This is a genomic window from Frankia sp. CcI156, assembly GCF_001983015.1.
GTDB lineage: Bacteria > Actinomycetota > Actinomycetes > Frankiales > Frankiaceae > Frankia > Frankia casuarinae.
In genome coordinates, this window is the sequence record NZ_MOMD01000020.1 from 31,063 (window position 1) to 54,157 (window position 23,095).

Genomic DNA, 23,095 nt, shown 5'->3' on the forward strand with positions numbered 1-23,095 from the left:
CCGACCCGGCAGGCGAGATGCCCCGGCAGGCCACCGGGCCGGCGCCCGACACCGCCGCCGGCTGCGCGAGCAAGTCCAGCTGTGGCACCAGCGCTCCGGTGCGGGACCCGGAGATCGCGGAGAAGATCGCCAATCATCCCTGTTACAGCGCCGAGGCCCACCAGTACTACGCCCGGATGCACGTGGCGGTCGCCCCAGGTTGCAACATCCAGTGCAACTACTGCAACCGCAAGTTCGACTGCGCCAACGAGAGCCGTCCCGGCGTCACCAGCACCCTGCTGTCCCCCGAGGACGCMCTCGCCAAGGTCAAGCTGGTGGCCAGCGAGATCAAGCAGATGAGCGTGCTGGGGATCGCCGGCCCCGGCGACCCGCTGGCGAACCCGAAGCCGACCTTCCGGACGATGGAACTGGTGGCCCGGGACTGCCCGGACATCAAGCTCTGCCTGTCTACCAACGGGCTGACCCTGCCGGACCACGTCGACCGCATCGCCGAACTGAACGTCGACCACGTCACCATCACGATCAACATGATCGACCCCGAGGTCGGGGAGCGGATCTACCCGTGGATCGCCTTCCGCGGTAAGCGGTACACCGGCCGGGAGGCGTCCCGGATCCTCTCCGAGCGTCAGCTCGAGGGCCTGGCGATGCTCACCGAGCGGAAGATTCTCTGCAAGGTCAACTCGGTGATGATCCCCGGGATCAACGATGACCACCTCGTCGAGGTCTCCCGGAAGGTCAAGGAGCTCGGCGCCTTCCTGCACAACGTGATGCCGCTGGTGTCGGCGCCCGAGCACGGCACCCACTTCGGCCTGACCGGGCAGCGCGGCCCCACCCCACAGGAGCTCAAGGCGCTGCAGGACCGCTGCGAGCAGGACGACGGCGCCGAGATGAACATGATGCGGCACTGCCGGCAGTGCCGCGCCGACGCCGTCGGCCTGCTCGGTGAGGACCGGGGTGAGGAGTTCACTCCCGAGGCGTTCCGTGGCCGTGAGATCGAATACGACCTCGAAGGCCGCCGGCAGACGCATAGCGAGATCGAACGGTGGCGCTCCGAGGTGGCTGCCACCCGGGGAGCGCTGAACATCTCGACCGGCGCGGTCATTCCCTCTGGCCCGGGCGCATCCCCCGATGAGGGCACCCCGGCCGGGGCCCGCCCGGGGAACGCCCGCCCGGAGAACGTCGTGCTCGTCGCTGTAGCGACCAAGGGCAGCGGCGTGGTGAACCAGCACTTCGGTCACGCGACCGAGTTCTGGATCTACGAGGGGGGTCCGGGCTGGGCCCGGCTCGTGCAGACCCGCGACGTGGACCGCTACTGCAACGGCCCGTCGGACTGCGACGAGGACGCCTCCAAGCTCGACAAGACGGTCGCGATGCTGTCCGACTGCGCGGCGGTGTTGTGCAGCAAGATCGGCCTCGGGCCGCGCGAGGCGCTCGAGAATGCCGGGATCGAACCGGTGGAGCTCTACGACCTGATCGAGAAGGCGGTGGCCGAGGTCGGCTYCCGCCTTGTCGCACATCGTGCCGAAGCGGAGGTTGCCGTCYGATGAGCGCCACCACCCCCACCGTCGAACTGACCGACCGGGCCGTGAAGCAGGTCCGTCACCTGCTCGCCTCGACCCCCGGCACGGGCGGGTTCAGCCTGCGGATCGGCGTCGACCCCGGTGGCTGCGCCGGCTTCACCTACAACCTGGCGCTCGTCCCCGGTGCCGAGGCCGAGGACGTCGTCATCGGCCAGGACGGCTTTGACGTCGTCGTCCACTCGTCGATGGTTCACCTGCTGCGCGGGCTGCGCGTGGACTACACCGAGACGCTGACCTCCTCCGGGTTCACCTTCCAGAACCCGAACGCGACCAGCTCCTGCGGCTGCGGGACGTCCTTCGGTGCCTCGGACTCCACCGAGCGCACCGCCGCGGACGCCCGCCTGCGCGAGCAGGTCGAGGAGATCATGGAGGAGATCCGGCCCTTCCTGCGGGGAGACGGCGGGGACGCCGAGGTCGTCGCGACTCTCRCCGGCAACGGCGAGCCCGGGACGGCGGAGGTGCACCTGCGCCTTACCGGAGCCTGCGGCGGGTGCTCCAGCGCCACCGCGACCCTGACCGGCGTCATTGAGAGCCGGTTGAAGGAGGCCCTGCCCGAGATCGGCCGGGTCGCGCTGGTGTCCTGACAACGCACTACTTGATCACCTGTTCGGCCTAACCCGGGGAGCGCCCGATGGTCACCGCCCGATTCCGTTCCCACCCGCGTCTGCTGGGGTCCATCTGTGCCGGGCCGCCGGCACCGTACCCATCCCGTCGGCAGGCGCCGTCCGTCTTCGACCCGAATCGACGGTACGAGCGGCAGTTGGGTATTCCGGGCTTCGGAGTGTCCGCTCAGCGGCGGCTCAGCGGCGCGACCGTCCTGGTGGCGGGGGTGGGYGGGGTCGGCGGAGCGGCGGCGACCTACCTGGCCGCCGCCGGCATCGGCCGGCTGATCCTGGTCCATCCGGGCGTTCTGGAGGAGCCGGACCTCAACCGGCAGACCCTGATGCGGCCCGACCGGGTGGGCGACGCCCGGGTGGAGTGCGCGGCCGACACCCTGCGCGCACACCACCCGGACGTCGAGATCGTCGCCCTGGACCGGGATCTGACCGATCCCAGCCTGCCCCGTCTGATCGCCGAGGCGGACGTGGTGGTCGACGCTCGGCACAACTTCCCCGAGCGGTATCTGCTCAACCGGCTGTGCCTGGCGACGCAGATCCCCCTGGTCGTCGCCGCGATGAACGCCACCGAGGCGTATCTGCTGGTGGTCCGGTCGGGTTCGCCCTGCCTGCGGTGTGTGTTCCCGGAGGGGGACCCGTCCTGGGAGCCCCTCGGTTTCCCGGTGCTCGGCGCGGTCGCCGGAACGGTGGGCTGCCTGGCGGCGACCGAGGCGCTGAAGATCGCCGGTGGATTCGCCGAGCCGGCGGTCGGCCGGCTGATCCACCTCGACCTGTGGGACACGGACCTGCGTACGCCGCGGACGCGGCGCGATCCCGCCTGCGTGGACTGCGGCTCTGGAGGCGCACCGTGATCTATCTTGACCACAACGCGACGACCCCGGTCGACCCGGAGGTTGTCCGGGCGATGCTGCCGCTGCTGCGGGACCACTTCGCGAATCCGGCCAGCTCGCACCCGGCGGGGCAGGCCGTCGCCCGGCTCGTCGAAGGAGCCCGGCGGGACGTGGCGAACCTCGCCGGCGCCCAGCCGCGTGACGTCATCTTCACCAGCGGGGCGACCGAGGCGGCCAACCTGGCGATCGCCGGGGTCCTGGCCACCGCCCCGCCGTCCTGCCGCCGCGTACTCGTCGGAGCGACCGAGCATCGGGCGGTCCTCGCCGCGGCGGAGGCCGCGGCGCGGGTGCACGGGGCGATCGTGCAGACCATCCGGGTTCATCCCGACGGCACGATCGACCTCAATCATCTGCGCGCGCTGCTGCAACCGGTATGGGACGGTTCCGCCGTCGCGGGGAACGGGGGGGTTCTCGGGGCCTCCGTCTCGAAGGTCGCCCTGGTGGCGGTGATGACGGCGAACAACGAGACCGGGACGCTGAACGACCCGCGGCCCATCGCCGAGCTCGCCCACGGGGCGGGGGCGTTCTACCTCGCCGACATCACCCAGACACTGGGCCGGATGCCGGTCTCGGTCGCGGACGCCGGCATCGACCTCGCCCTCGCGTCCGCGCACAAGCTCTACGGGCCCAAGGGCACCGGCGCGCTGATCGCCGGCCGACACGCCCGGTCGCAGCTGGCACCGCTGATCCACGGCGGTGGGCAGGAACGGGGCCTGCGCGCCGGCACGGTCAACACCGCCGGGGTGGTCGGCTTCGGCGCCGCGGCGCGGATCGCCGCCGCGGTGATGGACGACGAGGCCCCGCGGCAGCGGGCCCAGACCGAGCTGCTGCACGATCTGCTCGTCGAGTGGCTCGGCGTCGATGCCGTCGAGCTCAACGGGCCGAGTGAGCGCGGCGGGAGCCGCGAATGCCGGCTGCCGAACACCATCAACCTGCGGTTCGTCGGTGCCGACGCCGACGCCGTCCAGGCCTGTCTGCCGGACGTGGCGGTGTCCGCGGGCTCCGCCTGTCACGGGGGCGGCGCCGAGCCGTCCCATGTGCTCACCGCGATGGGCCGGTCGACCACGGCGGCCATGGAGAGCCTGCGGTTCAGCGTGGGCCGGTTCACCAGCGTCGACCAGATCCACGCCGCCGCCGCCGCGGTGGCTCGCGCGGTGCTGCGCGTGCGTGCCCTGGAGCAGAACCGGTCGAACGATCTTTTCGACGGCCCCACCACCGAGTTCCGGGCGCAGGAGATCCCCACCGACCGGGTGTTCTCGCGGGCCCTGCGCATGCCCGAGGTGCCCGCCCCCCGATCCGCCTATCCCTGACCCGTTCCCCCCACGCTTCCCTGACCCCGCTTCCGTGCTGTCAGCGTTGCCACGCGCGGTTCCGCTCGCCCGGCGCGGGCGTGCGTAGCTGAGAAGTTGAGATGAGGTTTCGCCATGCCAACCGAACAGTTGTCCGAACGACCAGATCCGGGGGTCACGCAACTGGAACACGTGGTGATCCGTTTTGCCGGTGACTCCGGCGACGGGATGCAGCTCACCGGTGACCGGTTCGGCGCCCAGGCCGCCGCGGGCGGCAACGACGTGGCAACGTTGCCGAACTACCCGGCGGAGATCCGGGCGCCAGCCGGAACCGTGGCCGGGGTGTCGAGCTACCAACTCCACATCRCTGACCACGACATCAGGACCCCGGGCGACCGGCCCGACGTTCTGGTCGCCATGAACCCCGCGGCGCTCAGGGCGAACATCGCCGAGCTGCGTCCCGGCGGGGTCCTGATCGTGGACACCGACGCGTTCACGGTGATGGGCCTGGAAAAGGCCGGTTACGAGGCCGATCCCCTGACCAACGGGTCGCTGGACGCCTACCACGTGCACGCGATCAACCTCACCGGTCTCGCCGCCACGGCCGTCGCCGAGTTCAACCTGAAGCGCAAGGACRCCGCCCGGACGAAGAACATGTTCGCGCTCGGCCTGGTGTCCTGGATGTTCAGTCAGCCCATCGAGGACACGATCGCCTACCTGCAGAAGCGGTTCGCCGCGAAGCCGGACGTGCAGGCCGCGAACATCGCCGCGCTGCGGGCCGGGTGGATCTACGGCGACACCACCGAGGCCTTCGCGCTCTCCTACGAGGTGAAGCCGGCCAAGCTGCCCGCCGGCACCTACCGGCACATGAAGGGCAACAAGGCGATCGCCTACGGCCTGGTCGCCGCCGCGCAGCAGGCCGGGATGCCGCTGTTCCTCGGCGCCTACCCGATCACTCCCGCCTCCGACATTCTGCACGAGCTGAGCGCGCTCGCCTCCTTCGACGTGCGCTCCTTCCAGGCCGAGGACGAGATCGCCGCCATCGGTTCCGCGATCGGCGCGTCCTTCGCCGGGATGCTCGGCGTGACCGTCACCTCCGGTCCCGGGATGGCCCTGAAGACCGAGGCTCTCGGCCTTGCGGTGATCATGGAGCTGCCGCTCGTTGTCGTCAACGTGCAGCGCGGCGGGCCGTCGACCGGTCTGCCGACCAAGACCGAGCAGTCCGACCTGCTCCAGGCCCTGTACGGCCGGCACGGCGAGGCGCCGCTGCCGGTGATCGCGGCGCGTTCGCCCGCGGACGGCTTCGACGCCGCGCTGGAGGCAGCCCGGATCGCGCTGGCCTACCGCACCCCGGTCATCCTGCTGTCCGACGCCTACGTCGCCAACGGCAGCGAGCCGTGGCGGGTGCCCGAGACGGCGGAGCTGCCCACCATCGGGATCGATCTCGCCACCGGCCCGAACGGGGTGGACGAGGCCGGTAACCCGATCTTCCTGCCGTACGTGCGGGACCCGATCACGTTGGCCCGCCCGCTGGCGATCCCGGGTACCCCGGGGCTCACKCACCGCATCGGCGGTCTGGAGAAGGCCGACTTGACCGGTGCGGTCTCCTACGACCCCGACAACCATGACCTGCTGGTCCGCACCCGACAGTCCAAGATCGATAACATCGACGTGCCGCTCCTGGAGGTCGATGATCCCAGCGGGCCCCCCGGATCCGGCGCCGATGTGCTGGTGATCGGATGGGGCTCGACGTGGGGGCCGATCGGTGAAGCCTGCCGCCAGGTGCGGCGCGACGGCATGAAGGTCGCCCAGGCGCACCTGCGCCATCTCGCCCCGCTGCCGGCGAACCTGGCCTCGGTGCTGTCGGAGTACCACACCGTGCTCGTCCCCGAGATGAACCTCGGGCAGCTCGCCGGACTCCTGCGCCGGGAATGCCTGATCGACACCGTCGGCTACAACCAGACCCGCGGCATGCCGTTCCGGGTCGCCGAGCTTACCTCCGTCATCAGCCGGATCATCCAGGGCATCGACGAGGAGCCGTCGGCGGATGCGGCCTCGAAGCCGGTCGGGGACGTGAGCGCCCGGTTGAACGTACACCTTGGTTCGAAGCTCGGCACGGCCGGGGAGGCAGGACGATGATCTCGCTGAATGGTGGATCCGGAGAACCGTCGGGTGACTTGGCGGGACGGCCGGCGCTGACCGCGCAGGACTACATGACCGGCAACGAGGTCCGCTGGTGCCCCGGCTGCGGGGACCACGCCATCCTCTCGACGATGCGGGGTCTGCTGCCGGCCCTCGGCGTCCCGCCCGAGAACATCGTGATCGTGTCCGGCATCGGGTGCTCCTCGCGGTTCCCCTACTACCTCGACACCTACGGCATCCACTCGATCCACGGCCGGGCGCCGTCCTTCGCGACCGGTGTCTCGATCAACCGGCCGGACCTGGCGGTGTGGGTCGTAACCGGTGACGGCGACGCGCTGTCGATCGGCGGTAACCACCTTATTCACGCGCTGCGTCGCAACGTGAATCTCAAGATCATGTTGTTCAACAACCAGATCTACGGTTTGACGAAGGGTCAGCATTCGCCGACCTCCAGGATCGGCACGATCAGCCCGTCGAGCCCCCACGGGTCGCTCGACAACCCGTTCGACCCGGTTGCGCTCGCGCTCGGCGCCGGCGCGACGTTCGTCGCCCGCACGATCGACTCGGACCGTCGCCACCTCACCGCCACCCTCACCGCCGCCGCGGCGCATCAGGGAGCGGCGCTGGTGGAGATCCGGCAGGGCTGCCCCACGTTCAACGCGATCCCCCGTCAGCCGAAGCGGTCCGATGCCGATGCCGATGCCGGCGCCGCCGGGGCGAAGGGCGAGCAGGGGCCGATCCGGCTCTCGCCCGGTATGCCGGTGGTTTTCGGCGTGGACGAGCAGTACGCCGTGATCCGCGACCCGGCCACCGGGGAGCTGGCGGTCGGGCACAGCGGTGACCCCCGCGTCGTGGTGCACGATCCGACGGTGGAGAACTCGACCTATGCCTACGCCCTGGCCCAGTTGGCGCAGGCGGAGTTTCCGGAGCCGCCGATCGGCGTCTACCGGTCGGTCTCGCATCCCGTGTTCGACCAGCTGTTCCAGGAGCGGCTGGCGACCGCCCGGCCCGGCGGCCTGGGCGATCTGCGGACGTTGCTCCAGGGCGCCGACTCCTGGACGGTGGCCGGGTAGGTCGCAGCCGGGTGACCTACGGCCGGGATGAGACCTACGGCTGAGGCGAACCGGACCGATGGACGGTCGTCGGATGGATGCTCGGGGGGCGGGGGATCAGGCCTGTCGGGGCTGGCCTGATCCCCTCAGGGGGTCCGTTACGGTGCCCGCCCCGGCCTCGGCCCGGAGTGATTTCGGTTCCGGCCCCACGTGGTTTCCGTCATGTTCTCCGGTCGCCTGGCGATGACGTCTGCATGCCGTTTTCCGGGATTTTTGTCACGCCGCCTTCTCGTCAATCGACATTCCGCGGCGCGTCATCTGGTCGACGGCACGACCGGTCGACATCACCCGTTGGGAAACCCGCAACTCTGCTTCGGTCTCGGCCCCTGTTTCGCCCCCGAAATGTAGAGGGCCGGTGCCCGGACGGGGTGGGTCCTGAGCACCGGCCGTGGGCCGGCGGTCTCGCTGACGCCGTGGCCGCGTCAGCCTTCGCCGGCGGCTTGTCTCGTCAGCGTCTGTAGGACGCGACGAAAGCGGTGTCCGCTCCGATCGGGCCGATCTTGCCGGCGCCGCCCGGATTACCGATCGGAGCATCCCGACCAGGCAGGATGTCGGTGAAGAACCGGGCCTCGTCCGCGATGAACTCGGCCTCGCTCGCCGGCACGATCCGGGTACTCTTGATCGCGTCGACCGGACAGACCGACGCGCAGGCTCCGCAGTCGATGCACTCGTCCGGGTTGATGTACAGCTTGCGGCTGCCCTCGTAGATGCAGTCGACCGGGCACTCCTCCACGCAGGCGGTGTCCTTGACATCAATGCAGGGCGACAGGACGACAAACGTCATCGGAGCCTTCTTCCCCGTTCGCCTGCGGTCACGGGAAAATCGTAACAGGATGCCGCCGGCCGGGGTGGGTGGAACTGTAAAGGACAGGTAAACAACTCGTCCGTAGGGCAACGAATTTCGATGGCCCGAAACGGGGGACGAGGAAATCTCCAGGGATATTTTTAACCATGAGATTTTCCTTGCCTGTAGCCGGGCCGTCCGGGCCCGTCCGCCGGAGGGCGGTGGCACCCGCGCCGGCGTGTCCTCAGCCGGTCTTGACGACGGTCTGCGGGCACCACCGTCCGTTGGGCCGCCGGCGCGGCGGGTCCTCTGTCGCCGGTTCAGACGTCGGTGTTGCCGGGGGGCTGAACCTGGGCGGTTGATGGAGCGTGTCCCGGCGAGGCCGGGGTTACGTGCCCGAGCGGCGCCGTACCGTCCCCCGCCTCGTGCCGCTCGGCGCGGAAACGCCTGAAGGCGGYGAACGCGCGCGGGCCGTAGACCGACGCCGGTCCGCCGTTCATCAGCAGTGCCACCCCGATGGCCTCGGCCGCCTCCTGGCAGGTCGCACCCTGCCGGACGGCGCCGTGAGCGTGTGCCTCGATGCAACCGTCGCACTGGGTGCTCACGGCGAGCGCCAGTGCGATCAGCTCCTTCGTGCGGCTGTCCAGGGCGCCGTCACGGAGAGCCGCGTCGCCCAGGGTGCCGAGCCCCCGGTATACGTCCGGGATCAGCCGACGCAGTTCGCGGGCATGCGGGCGGATCTCGTCTTGGACCGGGCTGCCGGAGCTCATGACCCCTTGCCTTCCCGCCGGGGACGACCGGGAACCGCCACGCCGGGAACGGCCGAAGCCCGGCCTCGTGCCCGGGCGGTCGGGGTAGCCGGGCGGTCGGGGTAGCCGGGCGGTCGTGGGGTCGTGGGTGCCCGGGYGGTCGCGGCGAGGCCGAAAACGGTGAGCCTCGGCTCGTCCTCGGACTTGTCCCTGTTAGGGGGGCGACAGACCACTTCCATTGGCGTACCGTCAGACATCGCCAAAGTCCGTGCATCGATTCCGGGGTGTCCGGTTACCGTTCCGGGCCGGACGGACTCCGCCCGCGCCTGCTCGCGGCCCCGCTCACGCTCTCGAGGAGCGGCCGTCCCGCGCCGTAGGCGCTGATTGTCCTGTCCGCCCTGGCCCCGCTTTACATCCCCTACCCCCGCTTCTCGTCCGGCTGCCATGCCATGGCGGCCTCTACTTCGAGGTATCCAGATGACGGCGAGTGTCCGTACGGACCCGTTCGACGTACTGCTGGTTGAGGACGACCCGGGGGATGTCCTCATGACCCGCGAAGCGTTCGCGGATGATCGGATCAACGGCAGGCTGCATGTCGTGAACGACGGCATCCAAGCCATGGCGTTCCTTMGCCGGGAGGAGCCCTTCACACAGGCCCCGGCGGCCGACCTGATCCTGCTGGACCTCAACCTGCCGCGCCGGGGCGGCATCGAGGTGCTGGCCGAGGTCAAGGCCGACACCGACCTGCGACGCATCCCCGTCGTGGTGCTCTCCACCTCGGGCGCTGCCGAGGACATCCTGCGCAGCTACAACCTGCACGCCAACGCCTACGTGACGAAGGCGGTCGATTTCGACCGGTTCGTCGACGACGTGCGGTTCATCGACGACTTCTTCATCACCGTGGTTCGGTTGCCCGGGCGCTGATCTGGTCGCTCGTCAGGTGCACATGGCCCATGATCGAGCGGTGCCCGCCGACGGCGTCGGTCAACTACTGCGGTGAGACTACCGGCCTGCCAACACAACATCGGCCAACGCAACATCGGCGCGCGGCTCCCACGGGAGCCGCGCGCCGACGCGTAAGGCTGGGGGTGGTACGGCCTCAGACGGGCTGGACGTTGTCCGCCTGCGGTCCCTTCTGGCCCTGCACGATCTCGAACTGGACGCTCTGGCCCTCATCCAGGGACTTGTAGCCGTCCGCCACGATCGAGGAGTAGTGGACGAACACGTCCGGGCCGCCACCGTCGAYGGAGATGAATCCGAAGCCCTTCTCCGCGTTGAACCACTTGACGGTACCCTGCGCCACGATTATTTCTCCTTGCCGCGCTCCCGGTAAGCGTCCTTCGCGTACCGGCCTCGCCCCAGACCCCGGCCGGTGCCGTGGTCCAGTCGTGCCGTTCTCTGCGTAGGTCACGCACGGAAGAACAAGCAACACCTACAGCCTACCCCTCCACCGACGTGGTGTGCCCGCTTGGCTCTTRTCCCGTCGGACTCGATGCGAAGCAGCTGGCGAAACGTCGGTTATCGGCACCCAGCGAGTGTAGTAGCCGGGGGCCGGCGCTCGCGTGCCGCTGCATCTCGGCGTCGGCGATGATGACCCGGGACCTGCCATCCGGGTGGCGCCGCGGGTGGCGCCGCGGGTGATCCACCCCGGTAGATCCGGGCGTCGAGGGCTGGGCAGGATGGCCGGTCACGGGGGACGAGGGGAAACCGTGGTGCGACGAGAGCGAACGTCGTGGGTGCCGCATCTGTCGATGTGGTGAAGGCCATCGGGTCCCGCCTCTTCTCAGGGCTGCCAGCGGACGGTGAGTCGGCTGTTCGGCCRATCGACGCGGTGTCCGGCGACGGTCTGGTCCTCCAGGGTGTCCGCGGCATGGGCCGTTACGACAGGTTCGGCGGGGCCTTCTTTGCGCCACTGGTGCAGCAGATCGGTGAGGTGCGCGGTGAGGGTGGCCGCGTGGGGTCCGTGGGCGGTGACGCCGAGTTCGTCRGTGTCGGATGCGAGGGGACGCAGGGTGACGTAGGCGATGGTGGTGCCGTCGTGGATGGTGGCCCCGGCCCAGCGCCGTGTCGGAGTGAGCTGRCTGTCAGGGCGGACGGTGGTGTCGACGGCGAGGCGGCCGAAGCGGGCGCCCATGGTGACGAGCCACAGGTCGAGGTGCGCGGTCGGTTCGTCGTCGTGGATCGTCAGCCCCGTCCACAGGTTGTGGGGTGGGCTGGCCGCCGCGGCGCGCAGCGCCGGCTCGTCGGCGGGGTCGTGGTCGTCGACGTGCAGGGCGACACCGTCTGCGAGGGCGAGGGTACGGCCGGTGTGGGCGTCGGCGCCACGTAGGGGGACGAATCCGCAGACGAGCGCCGAGCGGCTGACGAGCCGGCCCGGCTCAACGGCGTCGAGCGGGAGGGAGCGGGTCAGGCCGCTTCCGTGGAGACGGAGAGGCACGACGATACGACCGGCGGGGGCGAGCTGGTTCCACCAGCCCTTGGCCAGGTCCCAGGCCCCGGCCGTGATGACGATCCGATCGTAGGGCGCTCCGCCCGGGTGGCCCGCCGCACCATCGGCGTGGACAACGTCCACGCGTTCGTAACCGGCCTTGACCAGTGCGGTGCGCGCGCCTGCGGCGAGCTCCTCGTCGATCTCGATGGTGGTGACCTGGCCGGTCGGGCCGGTGAGTTCGGCGAGGAGTGCTGCGTTGATGCCGGTGGCGGTGCCGATCTCCAGGACGCGGTGGCCGGGGTGGACGCCGGCCTGTTCGAGCATGGCGGCGACGAGGCTGGGTTGGGATGCTGAGGACAGCGCGGTGCCGTCGGGGGCGCGGCGGGTGACGACGACCTGGGGGGCGTAGGCGGTTTCCAGGTCGACGTCGGGCAGGAACAGGTGTCGCGGGACCGTGCGGAACGCGGCTTCGACCTGGGCGGTTCGGAATGTGCCCCAGCGGTGGATGTCGGCGACCAGGTTGTCGCGGAGCTGTTCGGGGGTGCGGGTGGTCATCGTGGTCACCGTTCGTCAGGGATCGGGCCGGGGTCATCGAAGATGATGGCGGCGGTGGTGTGGGCGAGCTGCGCCTGGTCGGCGGCGGGGAAGCCGAGCCGGTTCCAGGCGAACAGGATGTGATGGGCAAGAACGGCGCGGAGGCCGCGGGTGAGCTGGCCCTGGTTGGCGAGGTTCGCGAGTGACCGACCCGCGTGCCGGAACGCTGCCGGCCACGCCGGTAGCGCTTTGAGGGGCTGCACGGTGCGGGCGGCGAGAAGTTGCCGGACGGCGTTTCGGGTAGCCGCCGTGGCGGCGGGCTGCCGCGCACTGGCCTGGCGGGTGCGGCGGTGACTGGCGACGCGGGTCCAGACGTCACCCTGTTCGTAGTAGTCCTGGCCWGCTGACCTCAGCAGCGCCGCGGCCAGCACGAGTCCGACCTCGGCCCGATGCTCGGGGCGGGCTCGGTCGAGGTGGGCGAGGACGTTGCGGCTGTCGTGGTGGAAGAGCTGATGCGCGACGTCCATGCCGGCGGGGCCACCGAAGGCGTGGATCTCAGGCTCGTAGACGGCGGGTGCCCAGCGGTGGACCGCGTCGCCGTTGAGCACGGCGCGGAGCCTGCCGTCGCCGGACTCCGCGGGGTTGCGCCCGTCCCGATTTGGGCCTGGGCGCCAGCGGATCCGCCAGGAGGCTGCCTTCCTGGTGAACCACCACAGGCTGATCCCGTCCGTCTGCTCAGCTGAGGTCAGCAGTGGTGCCAGCTGGGTAACCCCCAGATGTTCGGCGGCACGCCAGTCTTGGCACCACACCGTAGCGCTCTGTGGCGGTCTATGATGGTCACGCGAGCCTTAAGGAGTGGGCCGAGTCGCAGGCCGTGGCGTACGTGACCGCGCGCCGTTGGTACGCGGCCGGTGTGCTCCCGGTTCCGGCGCGCAAGGTCGGTGGGCTGATCCTCGTCGGCGGACATGCGGCAGGGCCGGTCCGCGCCACGCCGTTCAAAGGACCTCATCCCCAGCGCGGTGGGCGTCCATCTGGCCCCGCTGGCCGGGACCGATGGCCCCTGATCAATACCGTTCATCGTCCTAACCTCGGCATGGCAGGTACAAGACGTCAGGGGGGCGTGATGAACGGACCGAGAACGAAGTCAGCCGATGCGCTCGCGCGCGACGTGATCCGGACCGCCCATGGGCAGGACATGATCATCGGACGGCTTCCCCTGGATGGGGAGGGCCAGGGCGCCAGCCAGATCATTCTGAACGTCGGCTGCCAACGGCACGACCGCGGCGAGGAGTGGGCGCACCTGACCGTGCCCGAGGCGCGGCAGCTGGCCGGACGGCTGCTGGCGCAGGCCGCGGCAGCCGAACGCGACCGCGAGGATGCCGTCGGGACAGCAGACTCGGCGCTTGACCGCGGGCGGGACACGGCTGGGTCCGGAGACGGTCACCCGGGCCGGATCGATGTGGCCTACCTTGCGGGTGAGTCGTACGCGATCGGGGTCCGTGGACACGAGATGCTGGTTGACCAGCCGCTGCGGCACGGTGGTGACGACATCGCGGCGACGCCGACAGAGTTGTTCGTCGCCTCACTCGCATCCTGCGTCGCCTTCTACGCCGGCCGGTACCTCACCCGCCATGGCGTGTGCCGGGACGGTCTGCGGGTTGCTGCCGAGTTCGACATGGCGACTGACCGACCCGCCCGGGTGGYGGCGGTGCGGCTGCGAATCGCCGTTCCCGCCAGTCTGCCGGAACGGCGCCGGCCCGGCCTCGTAGCGGTGGCCTCGCACTGCACCGTCCACAACTCGCYGCACCAGCCGCCCGACGTCGGCATAGAGATCGCCTGATAAAGGCCGCTACCGGTTCGGGTACCTACCGTGGGCGATCATGGGTAGGCCGTCCTTCGGTCGCAGGGTGACCAGGGGTTGCGGTGTGACGGGCAGGCCGGGTACGGGGGTGAAGGACCAGCGGCGGGCGATAGCGGCCAGGGCGAGCACGCCTTCGGTGATGGCGAAGGTGTTGCCGATGCACTGGCGGGGGCCGGCGCCGAACGGGAAGTAGGCGAAGYGAGGCCGCATCTTCGGCCCGGCGTCGGCCGGCTCATCGGCGGTGTCGGGCCCGGTCCAGCGGATGGGGTCGAAGAGTTCCGGTCGCGGCCACCAGCGCTCGTCGCGGTGCACCACCCATTGGCTGAAGACCAGGGTGGAGCCGGCGGGCAGGCGGTAGCCGGCGACGTCGCGGTCTTCGACGAGGTGGCGGCCCATGGCCCAGACGGGCGGGTACAGCCGCATCGCCTCGCTGATGACCGCGTTGGTGTAGGGCAACTGGGGCAGGTCGTCGATCGTCGGCCGCCGCTCGCCGAGCACCCGGTCGAGTTCGGCCTGCAGAGTCGCCAGTACTTCCGGATCCCGGCCGAGTAGGTGGAACGTCCAGGTCAGTGCGTTAGCGGTGGTCTCGTGGCCGGCGAGCAGGAGGGTGAGCGCCTCGTCGCGGACCTGGGAGTCGTCCATCGACGCGCCGGTGTCGGCGTCGCGGGCGGTCAGCAGCAGGGACAGCAGGTCGTTACCGGTGGCGCCGGTGGCGCGGCGGTCGGCGATCAGATCGTGGACGACGCGGTCGAGCGCGTTCCGGGCGTCTCGTCGGCGCCGGGGCGCCGGGAGCGGTAGCCGTTCGAGGGTAGTGAAGCCGGGAAGTTGGGCTCGGCGGGCTGCGGGCATGTTCTGGTCGAGAGCGGCCCGAATGACGTCGACGACGTGGCTGTCCAGGTCGACGTCGAACAGGGTCCGGGCGACGATCGCCAGGGTCATCTCGGTCATCTCGGTGTGCACGTCGAGGCGCTGCCCGTCCCGCCAGCCGTCGGCGGTCTTGTCCGCGATGGCCGCGAAGGCGTCGGCGTAGCCGGCGATCCGCTGCTTGTGGAACAGCGGCTGCAGCAGCCGGCGCTGCTGGCGGTGGGTGTCCCCGGCGCTGGTCAGCAGGCCCTGGCCCAGCAGCAGTGCCAGCGGCTGCACCACCGTTCGCCGGGAACCGGCGCCGCGGCGTACGGCACCTTTGGCGTAGGCCCGGTGTCCGCTGACCAGGGCGTCAGCGATCGCGTCCGGGTCGGTGACGAGGAAGGCCGACACCGGCCAGCTCGCCAGGCGCACCACCGGCCCATGGGCGCGGGCCAGCTCGTTGAGCCGGGTGAGCGGGTCGGCACGCAGCCGCCGGATCGCCTCGACCKGCCCCTCTCCCGAGCCGGGCACCCTGTCGGAGGTCTTGATGTCGGAGGTCTTGATGTCGGAGGTCTTGGCTGTGGATGGTGGCGCGGCGACGGAGCGGACGTGGGGAGCGCGGCTCATCACGACTTCCTTTCGGGCGGAGATGGGAGCGAGTGGGGTGGACGCAGGGGAAGCGGGCGCGCGGTGCTGAGGGCGCGCGGTGCTAATAGCCGATTAGCTGACGAGCACCACYGCGACGAGAAGGCCGATCTTCACGGCGAGGGCGACGTCGGCGGTCCGGCCGGTGGCGTGCGGCAGGCCGACCGCCGTCAGCAGGGTTACGGCGGCGCGCCGGACCGCCGGCCACAGCAGGACGGCCAGGCTCGCGCCGCACCCCGCGACGGCCAGTCGAAGGCCCACCGGGCCGGCAGCGACGACGCCGGCGATGGTCGACGCCGCGATAAGGGCGAATGCCTTGACAGCCGCGAAGGCCGTGACCGTCCGGCGAGCGCGGAGCAGAAGGGCGGACACGGCCGCGGACACGGCGACCATGACCAGAGCGGTCAGCGGGGTCAGCGGCTCGGGCCCAGTCTCGGCCAGGCGGGTGACATGCAGGTGCGGCAGCGGCTGTTCGAGCCGCAGTGCCGCTGCCGTCAGCACGGTGAGCGCAGCGACGCCGGCTTGCACACCGCGCAGGACCGCCACGGCCGCGACCACCAGGAGCAGACGGCGCAGACGTCTCCGGGCCGGCGTGCCCCCGTGGCCGACGAGCGGCCTGGTCACCGAATGTTCTCCTAAAGTCACTGGTCGCATGTGCGCCTACGCGGAGCAGGCCCACGCGATCGAACCGGCGAGCGTTCGGCCGCCGGTGCTCGTCGCCGAGAAGGAGACGTCGCCACCAGTAGCGGTGACCTGCGCGGTGGCCGGTACGGCGGTGACCGCGTAGTGGGCATCCGGGCCGGTCATCGACACGGTCACCGAAGCCTGGTAGCTCCCTGGCCCGTGGTAACCGGCCACCCGCACGACGTCCGAGACGGCGTAGCCGTGGACCGAGCCGCTCGCCGACGCCACGTAGCGGGCGCCCGCGGTCTGGCAGCTCACCACCGTGTCGACGTGGCCGGAGACCGCCACCGGGGAGGTGATGGCCACGGTCAGGGAGCCCGGCCCGCCGGCACCCTTCCCGACCGCATCCGTGGATGTCGCGGCAGCCGACGTCGCCGCCGACACCGGTGTCGTTGAGGTTGGCTGGTCGGCTGCCTGCTCGGCGGTCGCCGTCGCCGGCGCGGCGGTCACTACCCGGGTGCCAGGCTGGCAGGCCGCGATGGTAAGCAGCGCCGCGCCGGCAACGGTAGCCGTTGCGAGACCTCGACGGACCGGAGCCTGAAGGTTCATGGGAACGGGACACCTGCCTTCGGGAGATCGGAGATGGTCAGGTGGCCCCGACGGGTGACCGTGGGAGCCAGCCGGCTGGGTGCCACGGTTTCCGTGGACCGGCTGTGCCCGTGTCCCCTGCCAGCAAGGCAAGAACATCAGCCTGGAATGAGAACCCTTTCCCGGCAAGATGTGAGGCACATTCGGATCCGCAGTTTTCTTGCTATGACCGGGCAACCCGCGGAGGCGGTGAACGCGGCGTCACTGGTCGAAACGGGCCGGCCCGGTCAGAGGAGGTTGACGGGCCGGACCGCGGCCAATTCCTCCCCTGTACCGGCGGGGAGGACGATGCGGACGGTGGTGCCGGCGCCGGGGGCGCTGTCGAGGGTGGCGGTGCCGCCGTGGGCGGCGGCGATGGCGGCGACGATCGCCATTCCGAGGTCGCTGCCGGTCCGGCCACCGCCGCGGCTGCCGGCCGCCGACGGTCCTCGAAGGCCGCCTGAATCTGGCCGAGCATGGTGTTGAGCGCCGCCGCGAGCTGACCGGTCTCGGTGCGCGGACGCCCCGGCGGGACCCGCCGAGCCAGGTCGCCGCCGGCGATGGCGGCCGCCGTACGGGTGATGTCCCGCAGCGGGCGTAGCCCCCGGCCGAGCAACAGCCAAGCCGCYGTACCGGTCAGCGTGAGTACGGCCGCACCAGCGGCGGCCTCGTCCAGGGTCACATCGGCGAACGTGAGCACCGGCGCCGGCGGCACCCTGGCCGGGTCTCCCGCACTCATCCCCACCTCTTCCCGCATCCCCACCTCTTTCCGCCGCCCTTCAGCCCTCGCCAGCCCGGCCGGCGGGCTCCACCCCCGGCCACTACGAGGTCAGCGGCTCGTCGCACCCCGCATTCCATACAAGAAAGATGTGAATTCCGTACGAAAGCGGGTGGTGAGACGTAGTGGCGTAGGTGGCTGTCGAACTCGTACTCGGCGCGGTCGGCACCACGCCGCCCGCTCCCGGCACGCTATGGCGCGAGCAGATCAAAATCATGGTTGGGCGGGTATGCCAGGCTGTGGGCATTCCCTTGCCCGCTTATGGGCGCCGACCAGAGGGGTTCGATGATCATCCGCTTCCCCCGCACGTCTTGGTTGCTCGCCGTGTTCGTCGCTGGCGCGGTCGCCCTCACCGGCTGCTCGGGGCCGCTTCGGCGCTCCGCGGCAGGCCCGGCAGAGCCCGCCAGCACCGCGACGGCTTCTACGCCGGCCGCTGTCCCGGTCGGATCGTCGGTACGGTCGATCAACGTCGGCGGCGCCACCCGCGCCTACCGGCTGTACCGGCCGCCGACTCTGCCCGCGCGGGCGCCGCTCGTCGTCATGATCCACGGCGGTTTCGGTGGCGCGGAGCAGGCCGAGAACTCCTACGGCTGGGACGCCGAGGCCGACCGCGGCCATTTTCTCGTCGCCTATCCCGAAGGGCAGAACCATGCCTGGTCCGTCGGCGGCGGTTGTTGCGGAAAGCCCGGTGCGACCGGCGTGGATGATGTCGCCTTCATCACTGGCATGGTAGCCGCCATCCAAGCCGCCGTACCGGTCGACACCGCCCGTATCTACGCCACCGGAATCTCCAACGGCGGCATGATGGACTACCGGTTGGCCTGCGACACCACCATTTTCRCCGCGATCGGACCCGATTCGGCGACCCTGCTCGGCACCTGCCCCGCACCGCGGCCAATCTCCGTCATCGCCATTCACGGCACCGCGGACCACACCGTACGCTACTACGGCGGCGAGGGTGACGGGGTCGCAAAAATCAACGGACCGGCCGTCCCGTTCGTGAACGCGATGTGGCGTACCGCCGATCATTGTGCCACCCCGGCCACAACCACTACGGAAAGCGTCACCACCTTTATCGCCACCTGCCCGCAGGGACGGGCCGTGGAACTGGTCACCATTGCCGGCGCGGGCCACCAGTGGCCCGGCGGTGCCCGCCACCCGACGGCCGAGCGAATCCTGCATCTCGACCCGCCGTCAACCGCCCTGAATGCCACCGCGACCATCTGGGCCTTCTTCACCCATCAGGCAAGGTGAACCGCACGCCGGCGGGACTCTCGTTCTCCTCGTCCGCGGCGCTGCTGTGGCGGGCGGGCCCTGACCCGGCTGGATCTGCCCGTCGTGACCCGCACCGAGGCGGCCGTCGCCCGGGCGACGGCTCGATGTGCGCTGACCCGGGCGCTGGCCGCCTGACGGCCGCGTGGCCCGCCCCACCGGGAGCAGATGATCCTCGTCGTCATACACTGCCCTGCGCGATCAGCAGGTGGCGTGTACCGGTGCGGAAGGGTCCATGTGAACGTCCTGGAAGCGGTGTTTCTCGGCGCGGTCGAGGGGCTGACGGAATTTCTGCCGGTGTCCAGCACCGGACATCTGACAATTTTGGAGAAGCTGCTCGGCCACGACATCGACGACCCGGACATCACCGCTTTCACCGCGATCATCCAGGTCGGTGCGGTCTTCGCCACCCTGCTTTACTTCCGGCATGATTTCCGGCGCCTTCTGGCGGCGTGGGGCCGCGGTGTGCGCGATCCCGCCTGGCGGGAGCATCCGGATTACCGGTTCGGCTGGGCCGTCATTCTCGGATCGATTCCCATCGGCCTGGTCGGGGTGGCCTTCAAGGATCAGATCGAGACCACGCTACGCAGCCTGTGGTTCGTCGGCGGTGCGCTGATCCTCTGGAGCGGGGTGATGGGGTACGCGGACCACGTCGGTACCCAGAAACGTCACGAGGAGGACGTGACGTGGAAGGACACCCTGGTGATCGGCATCGTGCAGTGCATGGCGCTGATCCCGGGTATCTCGCGATCCGGGGCGACCATGTCGGCGGGGTTGCTGCGTGGCCTGGACCGGGTGGCGGTGACCCGGCTGTCCTTCTTCCTGTCCATCCCGGCCCTGATGGCGGCCGCGGCGCTGCAGGTCCTCACGAAGTCCGACGACATCGCCGACGGGGTGGGCTGGCCGGCGACGATCATCGCGACCGTGGTCAGCTTTGCCGTCGCCTACGTCGCGATCGCCTGGCTGTTGAAGTTCATTGCCAGACACAGCTACAGCGTTTTCATCGGTTACCGGCTGGCGCTCGGTGCCACCGTGCTCTTCCTCGTGGCCACTGGGATCGTCTCGGCGACCTGAGCCGGCGACCTGAGCCGGCGACCATCTTCGTCCGGCTCCCGCGGGGCGGCTCGACCACGTAAGTTTCAATCCACCGTCTTGCGGGTTCGTGGTTGTCCCCACGGGATGGGGAGACCGCCGGCCGCGCGGCCACGGAGGAAGGACTGTGATGCGGGATCTGCGTTCGCTGCCCAAGGGCCATCTGCATCTGCATTTCGAGCTGGGGATGCGGCCGTCGACACTGGCCGACCTGGCCGCCGCCGCGGGCGTTCCGACTCCCCGCACCACGGGGTTTACCGAGTTCGGGGGCTTCAGCGAAGTGATCGCCGGCATCCTGCCGGTCTTCCGCCGGCCCGAGGACTTCGAACGTCTCGTCGACGAAATGATCATCGATGCCGCGGATGAGGGCGTCACCTACCTCGAACCCAGCTTCTGGCCGTACGTTCATCTAGGCGTCTTCGGGAGCGCGGAGGCCGCCTGGGAGACGGTGCTGGCCCGATCGGATCAGGTCGGCGCGCGGTACGGGGTGACCGTCCGCTGGATGGCGGCCGTCGACCGGGTCTTCGACTCCCCCGAACAGGCCGTCTCCGTGGCCCGGTTGGCCCTGCGTTACGCCGATCGGGGCATCGTCGGCCTAGGGCTGCACAACGACGAGAACGGCTGGCCGCCGGAGCCGTTCATGGCGGCGTTCCGGATTGCGCGCGACGGCGGGTTGCTCTCGACCCCCCACGCCGGGGAACTCGACGGTCCCGCGTCGGTGCGTGGCGCCATCGAGACCCTGGATGCCGATCGTCTCCAGCACGGTATCCGCGCCATGGAGGATCCCCGACTCGTCGACACCCTCCTCGAACGAGGGACCTGCCTCGATGTCTGCCCGACGTCCAACCTGCTGCTCTCGGTCGTCCCGTCGATGGCCGAACATCCGCTTCCGGCCCTGCTGCGGGCCGGGGTGCGATGCTCGATCAACGCCGACGACCCGCTGCTGTTCGGGCCCACCTGTCTGGAGGAGTACGAGCTGTGCCGATCGGCGCTGGGCCTGACCGACGAGGAACTGGCCGCCTGCGCCCGCAGCTCGGTGGAATCCGGAGCCGCGCCGATCGAGGTGCGGACGGCGGCCCTCGCCGGCATCGATGCGTGGCTCGCCGACGCGGGATGTCTCGACGGCCGGTGACGCTCCGACGGCCGGTGACGCTCCGACGGCCGGTGACGCTCCGATGACGGGGGTACCGTCCCCCCACCGGCCCGCGCGGGTGGTCCTCGCACCCGACTCGTTCAAGGGATCGGCGACCGCGGCCGAGGTGGTCGCGGCGCTGGGCGCGGGCTGGCGCTCCGAGCGGCCCCGCGATCAGGTCGTGGGAGTACCGATCGCCGACGGTGGCGAGGGCACCCTCGACGTCTTCGCCGTCGGCGTACCCGGGTCGGAGCGGCACCCGGCACGGGTGACTGGTCCGGACGGGCGGGGCCACGACGCCGAATGGCTGTCGCTGCCCGATGGCACCGCAGTGATCGAACTGGCGAGGGCGAGCGGGTTGCCGCTGATGCGGGAACTCGATCCGTTGGGCGCGCAGACCGTGGGCCTCGGCGAGTTGGTCGCCGCCGCGATCGACGCCGGAGTCGACCGCGTTCTCATCACTTTGGGCGGTTCCGCCTCGACCGACGGTGGTACCGGTGCCCTCGCCGCGTTGGGTGCCCGGTTCCTCGACGCGGCCGGCCGGCCGTTGGCCGTCGGCGGCGGCGCCCTCACGTCGCTCGCGCACATCGATCTGACCGGGTTGCGGCCGGCGCCGGCCGGGGGAGCGTACTGTCTCGTCGACGTCGACGCGCCCCTGCTGGGCCCTGCCGGCGCCGCCGCCGTATTCGGGCCGCAGAAGGGTGCCGGACCCGCGGACATCACCCGGCTGGAGGAGGGGCTGCGCAGGCTCGCCCACCTGTTGGGTGGTGCTCCCGACGCCGCGGGAGCCGGGGCTGCCGGCGGCACCGCCTACGGCCTCGCCGCGGCCTGGGGAGCCGAGGTGGTCCCCGGCCTGCCGACGATCATCCAGGCGGCGGGCCTGCCGGCGGCCCTTGCCGGCGCCGACTGGGTGGTGACCGGCGAGGGCAGGTTCGACCGCACCTCGTTGTCCGGCAAGGTGGTCGGCGGAGTCCTCGCGCTGGCGCGGGACGCCGAGGTGCCCGTGCTCCTGGTGGCTGGGCGGGTTGACGCCCCCCGACCGGAGGGGGTCCGGGCCGAGATCGCCCTCGTCGATCTCGCCGGGGGGCCGGCCATGGCGATGGCCGAGCCGCTCCGGTGGCTGCGGAGGGCCGGCGCCGAGCTGGCCCGCCGGGTCACGACCGCCCGGTGAGCGGGAGCGCCCGGTGCGGGGGAGCGGCCGGGCCCGGTCTGTGGGTCAGACCCGGCGGTTCATCCCGGTGAGGAGGTAACCGATCTTACGCCAGGTGTTGGGCCCGCAGACCCCGTCGTCCGGGATGCGGCCGAACCACGGCGCGGCGTAGCGCTGTAGGGAGGCCACCCGGGCAGTGGTCCGTGGCCCGTACACGCCATCCGGCGTTATCCGGTTGGGATCACCGGTGGGGGCCTCATGGCCAAAGATGATGTTCAGGGCGTTCTGGAGCTCCACGACGTCCGGACCACGCGATCCCTCCCGCAGGGTCGGACGGTCGTCGTAACGGTGCCGGGGATCGGCGGCTGCGCCGACTCCGTTATGCCGCGCGGCGGCGAGGATGTCCCGGCGTCGGTTGGCCCGGATGTCACCCGGGCAATTGTGGCCCCCCCACGCCTGGCCGCCCATCCGGTGGGTACCGATACCGTAACCGGCGGGAGAGTCGGTGATCTCTTCCTGCCATCCGAACTCCCGCATCCCCCACTGAAAGAGCTCGCCGAGCCGGATGATTTGTAGGGGTGTGTAGTCCTCGGTCTCGTACCCTTCGCATTCGCAGGAGATCCAGTATGGATTTCCTGCCGCCTGGGCCCAGGCCCTCCGGTCGAAAGGAACGTACTGCTCGAAGTCGCCGCTCCTCGACAGCCACAGGTGTGAGCTGACCTGGCTGGCGGGGTTGTCGAACCAGCCGAACAGGGAGCCGCCGCCCACCTGGACGTGCGGGATGAGGCCTSGGGTGGGTTGGATCATCACTCCGGTCGTGTTCCGCACCGGACGGAAGCGGGCCGGCGGGTACAAGGTCGGTGCCATCGCTACCGGCTCTCCTTCCCACGTGTGTCGCCGCGACAGATCCTCGTCTGGGAAATCACGATTCCCCTACCTG

General features: G+C 70.4%; 22 protein-coding genes and 1 pseudogene. 12 read left to right on the forward strand and 11 right to left on the reverse strand.

The genetic code is table 11. The features are described from left to right. Positions 1-17: 17 nt before the first annotated feature. From nifB to CcI156_RS09245, 6 genes are all read left to right on the forward strand, one after another. Positions 18-1,547 carry a nitrogenase cofactor biosynthesis protein NifB gene (gene nifB, locus CcI156_RS09220; RefSeq protein ID WP_371681789.1) on the forward strand — a complete coding sequence of 510 codons (1,530 nt, stop codon included), beginning with the start codon at positions 18-20 and terminating at the stop codon, positions 1,545-1,547. Beyond that, positions 1,544-2,164: an iron-sulfur cluster assembly accessory protein gene (locus CcI156_RS09225; RefSeq protein ID WP_076805308.1), complete on the forward strand. Its 621-nt coding sequence runs from the start codon at positions 1,544-1,546 to the stop codon at positions 2,162-2,164. The genes nifB and CcI156_RS09225 overlap by 4 nt, the downstream gene beginning before the upstream one ends. 47 nt (positions 2,165-2,211) lie before the next feature. After that, the gene (locus CcI156_RS09230) at positions 2,212-3,048 is read left to right on the forward strand and encodes a HesA/MoeB/ThiF family protein (protein WP_011438830.1); all 837 of its coding nucleotides are present in this window, start codon (positions 2,212-2,214) and stop codon (positions 3,046-3,048) included. Continuing rightward, positions 3,045-4,397: a cysteine desulfurase family protein gene (locus CcI156_RS09235; protein WP_011438829.1), complete on the forward strand. Its 1,353-nt coding sequence runs from the start codon at positions 3,045-3,047 to the stop codon at positions 4,395-4,397. The genes CcI156_RS09230 and CcI156_RS09235 overlap by 4 nt, the downstream gene beginning before the upstream one ends. A 114-nt stretch (positions 4,398-4,511) precedes the next feature. Further along, positions 4,512-6,515, forward strand: coding sequence for a 2-oxoacid:acceptor oxidoreductase subunit alpha (locus CcI156_RS09240; RefSeq protein WP_076805309.1), 2,004 nt, complete (start codon positions 4,512-4,514; stop codon positions 6,513-6,515). Beyond that, complete coding sequence (locus tag CcI156_RS09245) at positions 6,512-7,591, forward strand: 2-oxoacid:ferredoxin oxidoreductase subunit beta (protein ID WP_011438827.1); 1,080 nt, start codon at positions 6,512-6,514, stop codon at positions 7,589-7,591. The genes CcI156_RS09240 and CcI156_RS09245 overlap by 4 nt, the downstream gene beginning before the upstream one ends. A gap of 487 nt (positions 7,592-8,078) precedes the next feature. On the opposite strand, the gene fdxA is transcribed toward CcI156_RS09245, so the two are convergent. Next, complete coding sequence (fdxA, locus tag CcI156_RS09250; RefSeq protein ID WP_011438826.1) at positions 8,079-8,414, reverse strand: ferredoxin; 336 nt, start codon at positions 8,412-8,414, stop codon at positions 8,079-8,081. A gap of 320 nt (positions 8,415-8,734) precedes the next feature. Beyond that, positions 8,735-9,184, reverse strand: a complete 450-nt coding sequence (locus CcI156_RS09255) for a carboxymuconolactone decarboxylase family protein (protein ID WP_076805310.1) — start codon at positions 9,182-9,184, stop codon at positions 8,735-8,737. Between the two features lie 456 nt (positions 9,185-9,640). On the opposite strand from CcI156_RS09255, the gene CcI156_RS09260 reads away from it, so the two are divergent. After that, entirely contained in the window at positions 9,641-10,087 is a 447-nt protein-coding gene (locus tag CcI156_RS09260) for a response regulator (protein ID WP_076805311.1), read from the forward strand. 175 nt (positions 10,088-10,262) lie between these two features. Here the strand turns inward: CcI156_RS09260 and CcI156_RS09265 are convergent, their stop codons facing one another. From CcI156_RS09265 to CcI156_RS09275, 3 genes are all read right to left on the reverse strand, one after another. After that, positions 10,263-10,466 (reverse strand): cold-shock protein, encoded by a 204-nt coding sequence (locus CcI156_RS09265; protein ID WP_076805312.1) that lies wholly within the window; start codon positions 10,464-10,466, stop codon positions 10,263-10,265. Between the two features lie 480 nt (positions 10,467-10,946). Then, entirely contained in the window at positions 10,947-12,149 is a 1,203-nt protein-coding gene (gene fxlM / locus CcI156_RS09270) for a methyltransferase, FxLD system (protein ID WP_076805319.1), read from the reverse strand. A 5-nt stretch (positions 12,150-12,154) separates the two neighbouring features. Next, positions 12,155-12,937 carry a thiopeptide-type bacteriocin biosynthesis protein gene (locus CcI156_RS09275; RefSeq protein ID WP_011438820.1) on the reverse strand — a complete coding sequence of 261 codons (783 nt, stop codon included), beginning with the start codon at positions 12,935-12,937 and terminating at the stop codon, positions 12,155-12,157. Between the two features lie 314 nt (positions 12,938-13,251). On the opposite strand from CcI156_RS09275, the gene CcI156_RS09280 reads away from it, so the two are divergent. Continuing rightward, on the forward strand, positions 13,252-13,968 hold the full coding sequence (locus CcI156_RS09280) for an OsmC family protein (protein ID WP_254847345.1): 717 nt from the start codon (positions 13,252-13,254) through the stop codon (positions 13,966-13,968). A gap of 9 nt (positions 13,969-13,977) precedes the next feature. Here the strand turns inward: CcI156_RS09280 and CcI156_RS09285 are convergent, their stop codons facing one another. The 5 genes and pseudogenes from CcI156_RS09285 to CcI156_RS27675 all read right to left on the reverse strand — a co-directional run. After that, complete coding sequence (locus tag CcI156_RS09285) at positions 13,978-15,462, reverse strand: cytochrome P450 (RefSeq protein WP_076805314.1); 1,485 nt, start codon at positions 15,460-15,462, stop codon at positions 13,978-13,980. Positions 15,463-15,555: 93 nt separating this feature from the next. Continuing rightward, a complete protein-coding gene (locus tag CcI156_RS09290; RefSeq protein ID WP_023840008.1) occupies positions 15,556-16,104 on the reverse strand; it encodes a hypothetical protein in 549 nt (182 codons plus the stop codon). Between the two features lie 36 nt (positions 16,105-16,140). Continuing rightward, on the reverse strand, positions 16,141-16,713 hold the full coding sequence (locus tag CcI156_RS09295; protein ID WP_023840009.1) for a hypothetical protein: 573 nt from the start codon (positions 16,711-16,713) through the stop codon (positions 16,141-16,143). Between the two features lie 266 nt (positions 16,714-16,979). Further along, positions 16,980-17,126: an ATP-binding protein gene (locus CcI156_RS27670; RefSeq protein WP_023840010.1), complete on the reverse strand. Its 147-nt coding sequence runs from the start codon at positions 17,124-17,126 to the stop codon at positions 16,980-16,982. Positions 17,127-17,203: 77 nt separating this feature from the next. Further along, a pseudogene (locus CcI156_RS27675) lies at positions 17,204-17,488 on the reverse strand (HAMP domain-containing protein); the annotation flags it as partial. A gap of 306 nt (positions 17,489-17,794) precedes the next feature. Here CcI156_RS27675 and CcI156_RS09310 point away from each other — a divergent pair. The 4 genes from CcI156_RS09310 to CcI156_RS09325 all read left to right on the forward strand — a co-directional run bounded on the left by CcI156_RS09310 (position 17,795) and on the right by CcI156_RS09325 (position 22,176). Then, entirely contained in the window at positions 17,795-18,763 is a 969-nt protein-coding gene (locus CcI156_RS09310) for a PHB depolymerase family esterase (RefSeq protein ID WP_076805315.1), read from the forward strand. 255 nt (positions 18,764-19,018) lie between these two features. Further along, positions 19,019-19,855 carry an undecaprenyl-diphosphate phosphatase gene (locus CcI156_RS09315; protein WP_011438813.1) on the forward strand — a complete coding sequence of 279 codons (837 nt, stop codon included), beginning with the start codon at positions 19,019-19,021 and terminating at the stop codon, positions 19,853-19,855. A 148-nt stretch (positions 19,856-20,003) separates the two neighbouring features. After that, positions 20,004-21,005, forward strand: coding sequence for an adenosine deaminase (gene add / locus CcI156_RS09320; RefSeq protein ID WP_011438812.1), 1,002 nt, complete (start codon positions 20,004-20,006; stop codon positions 21,003-21,005). Positions 21,006-21,048: 43 nt separating this feature from the next. Next, positions 21,049-22,176: a glycerate kinase gene (locus CcI156_RS09325; protein WP_011438811.1), complete on the forward strand. Its 1,128-nt coding sequence runs from the start codon at positions 21,049-21,051 to the stop codon at positions 22,174-22,176. Positions 22,177-22,221: 45 nt separating this feature from the next. On the opposite strand, the gene CcI156_RS09330 is transcribed toward CcI156_RS09325, so the two are convergent. Continuing rightward, a complete protein-coding gene (locus CcI156_RS09330) occupies positions 22,222-23,022 on the reverse strand; it encodes an N-acetylmuramoyl-L-alanine amidase (RefSeq protein WP_076805316.1) in 801 nt (266 codons plus the stop codon). Positions 23,023-23,095: the final 73 nt, after the last annotated feature.

Coding starts and splice junctions, on each gene's coding strand:
- CcI156_RS09245 (WP_011438827.1), top strand. CDS start 6,512: ATGATCTCGCTGAATGGTGGATCCGGAGAACCGTCGGGTGACTTGGCG.
- fdxA (WP_011438826.1), bottom strand. CDS start 8,414: ATGACGTTTGTCGTCCTGTCGCCCTGCATTGATGTCAAGGACACCGCC.
- CcI156_RS09295 (WP_023840009.1), bottom strand. CDS start 16,713: ATGAACCTTCAGGCTCCGGTCCGTCGAGGTCTCGCAACGGCTACCGTT.
- CcI156_RS27670 (WP_023840010.1), bottom strand. CDS start 17,126: ATGGCGATCGTCGCCGCCATCGCCGCCGCCCACGGCGGCACCGCCACC.
- add (WP_011438812.1), top strand. CDS start 20,004: ATGCGGGATCTGCGTTCGCTGCCCAAGGGCCATCTGCATCTGCATTTC.
- CcI156_RS09325 (WP_011438811.1), top strand. CDS start 21,049: ATGACGGGGGTACCGTCCCCCCACCGGCCCGCGCGGGTGGTCCTCGCA.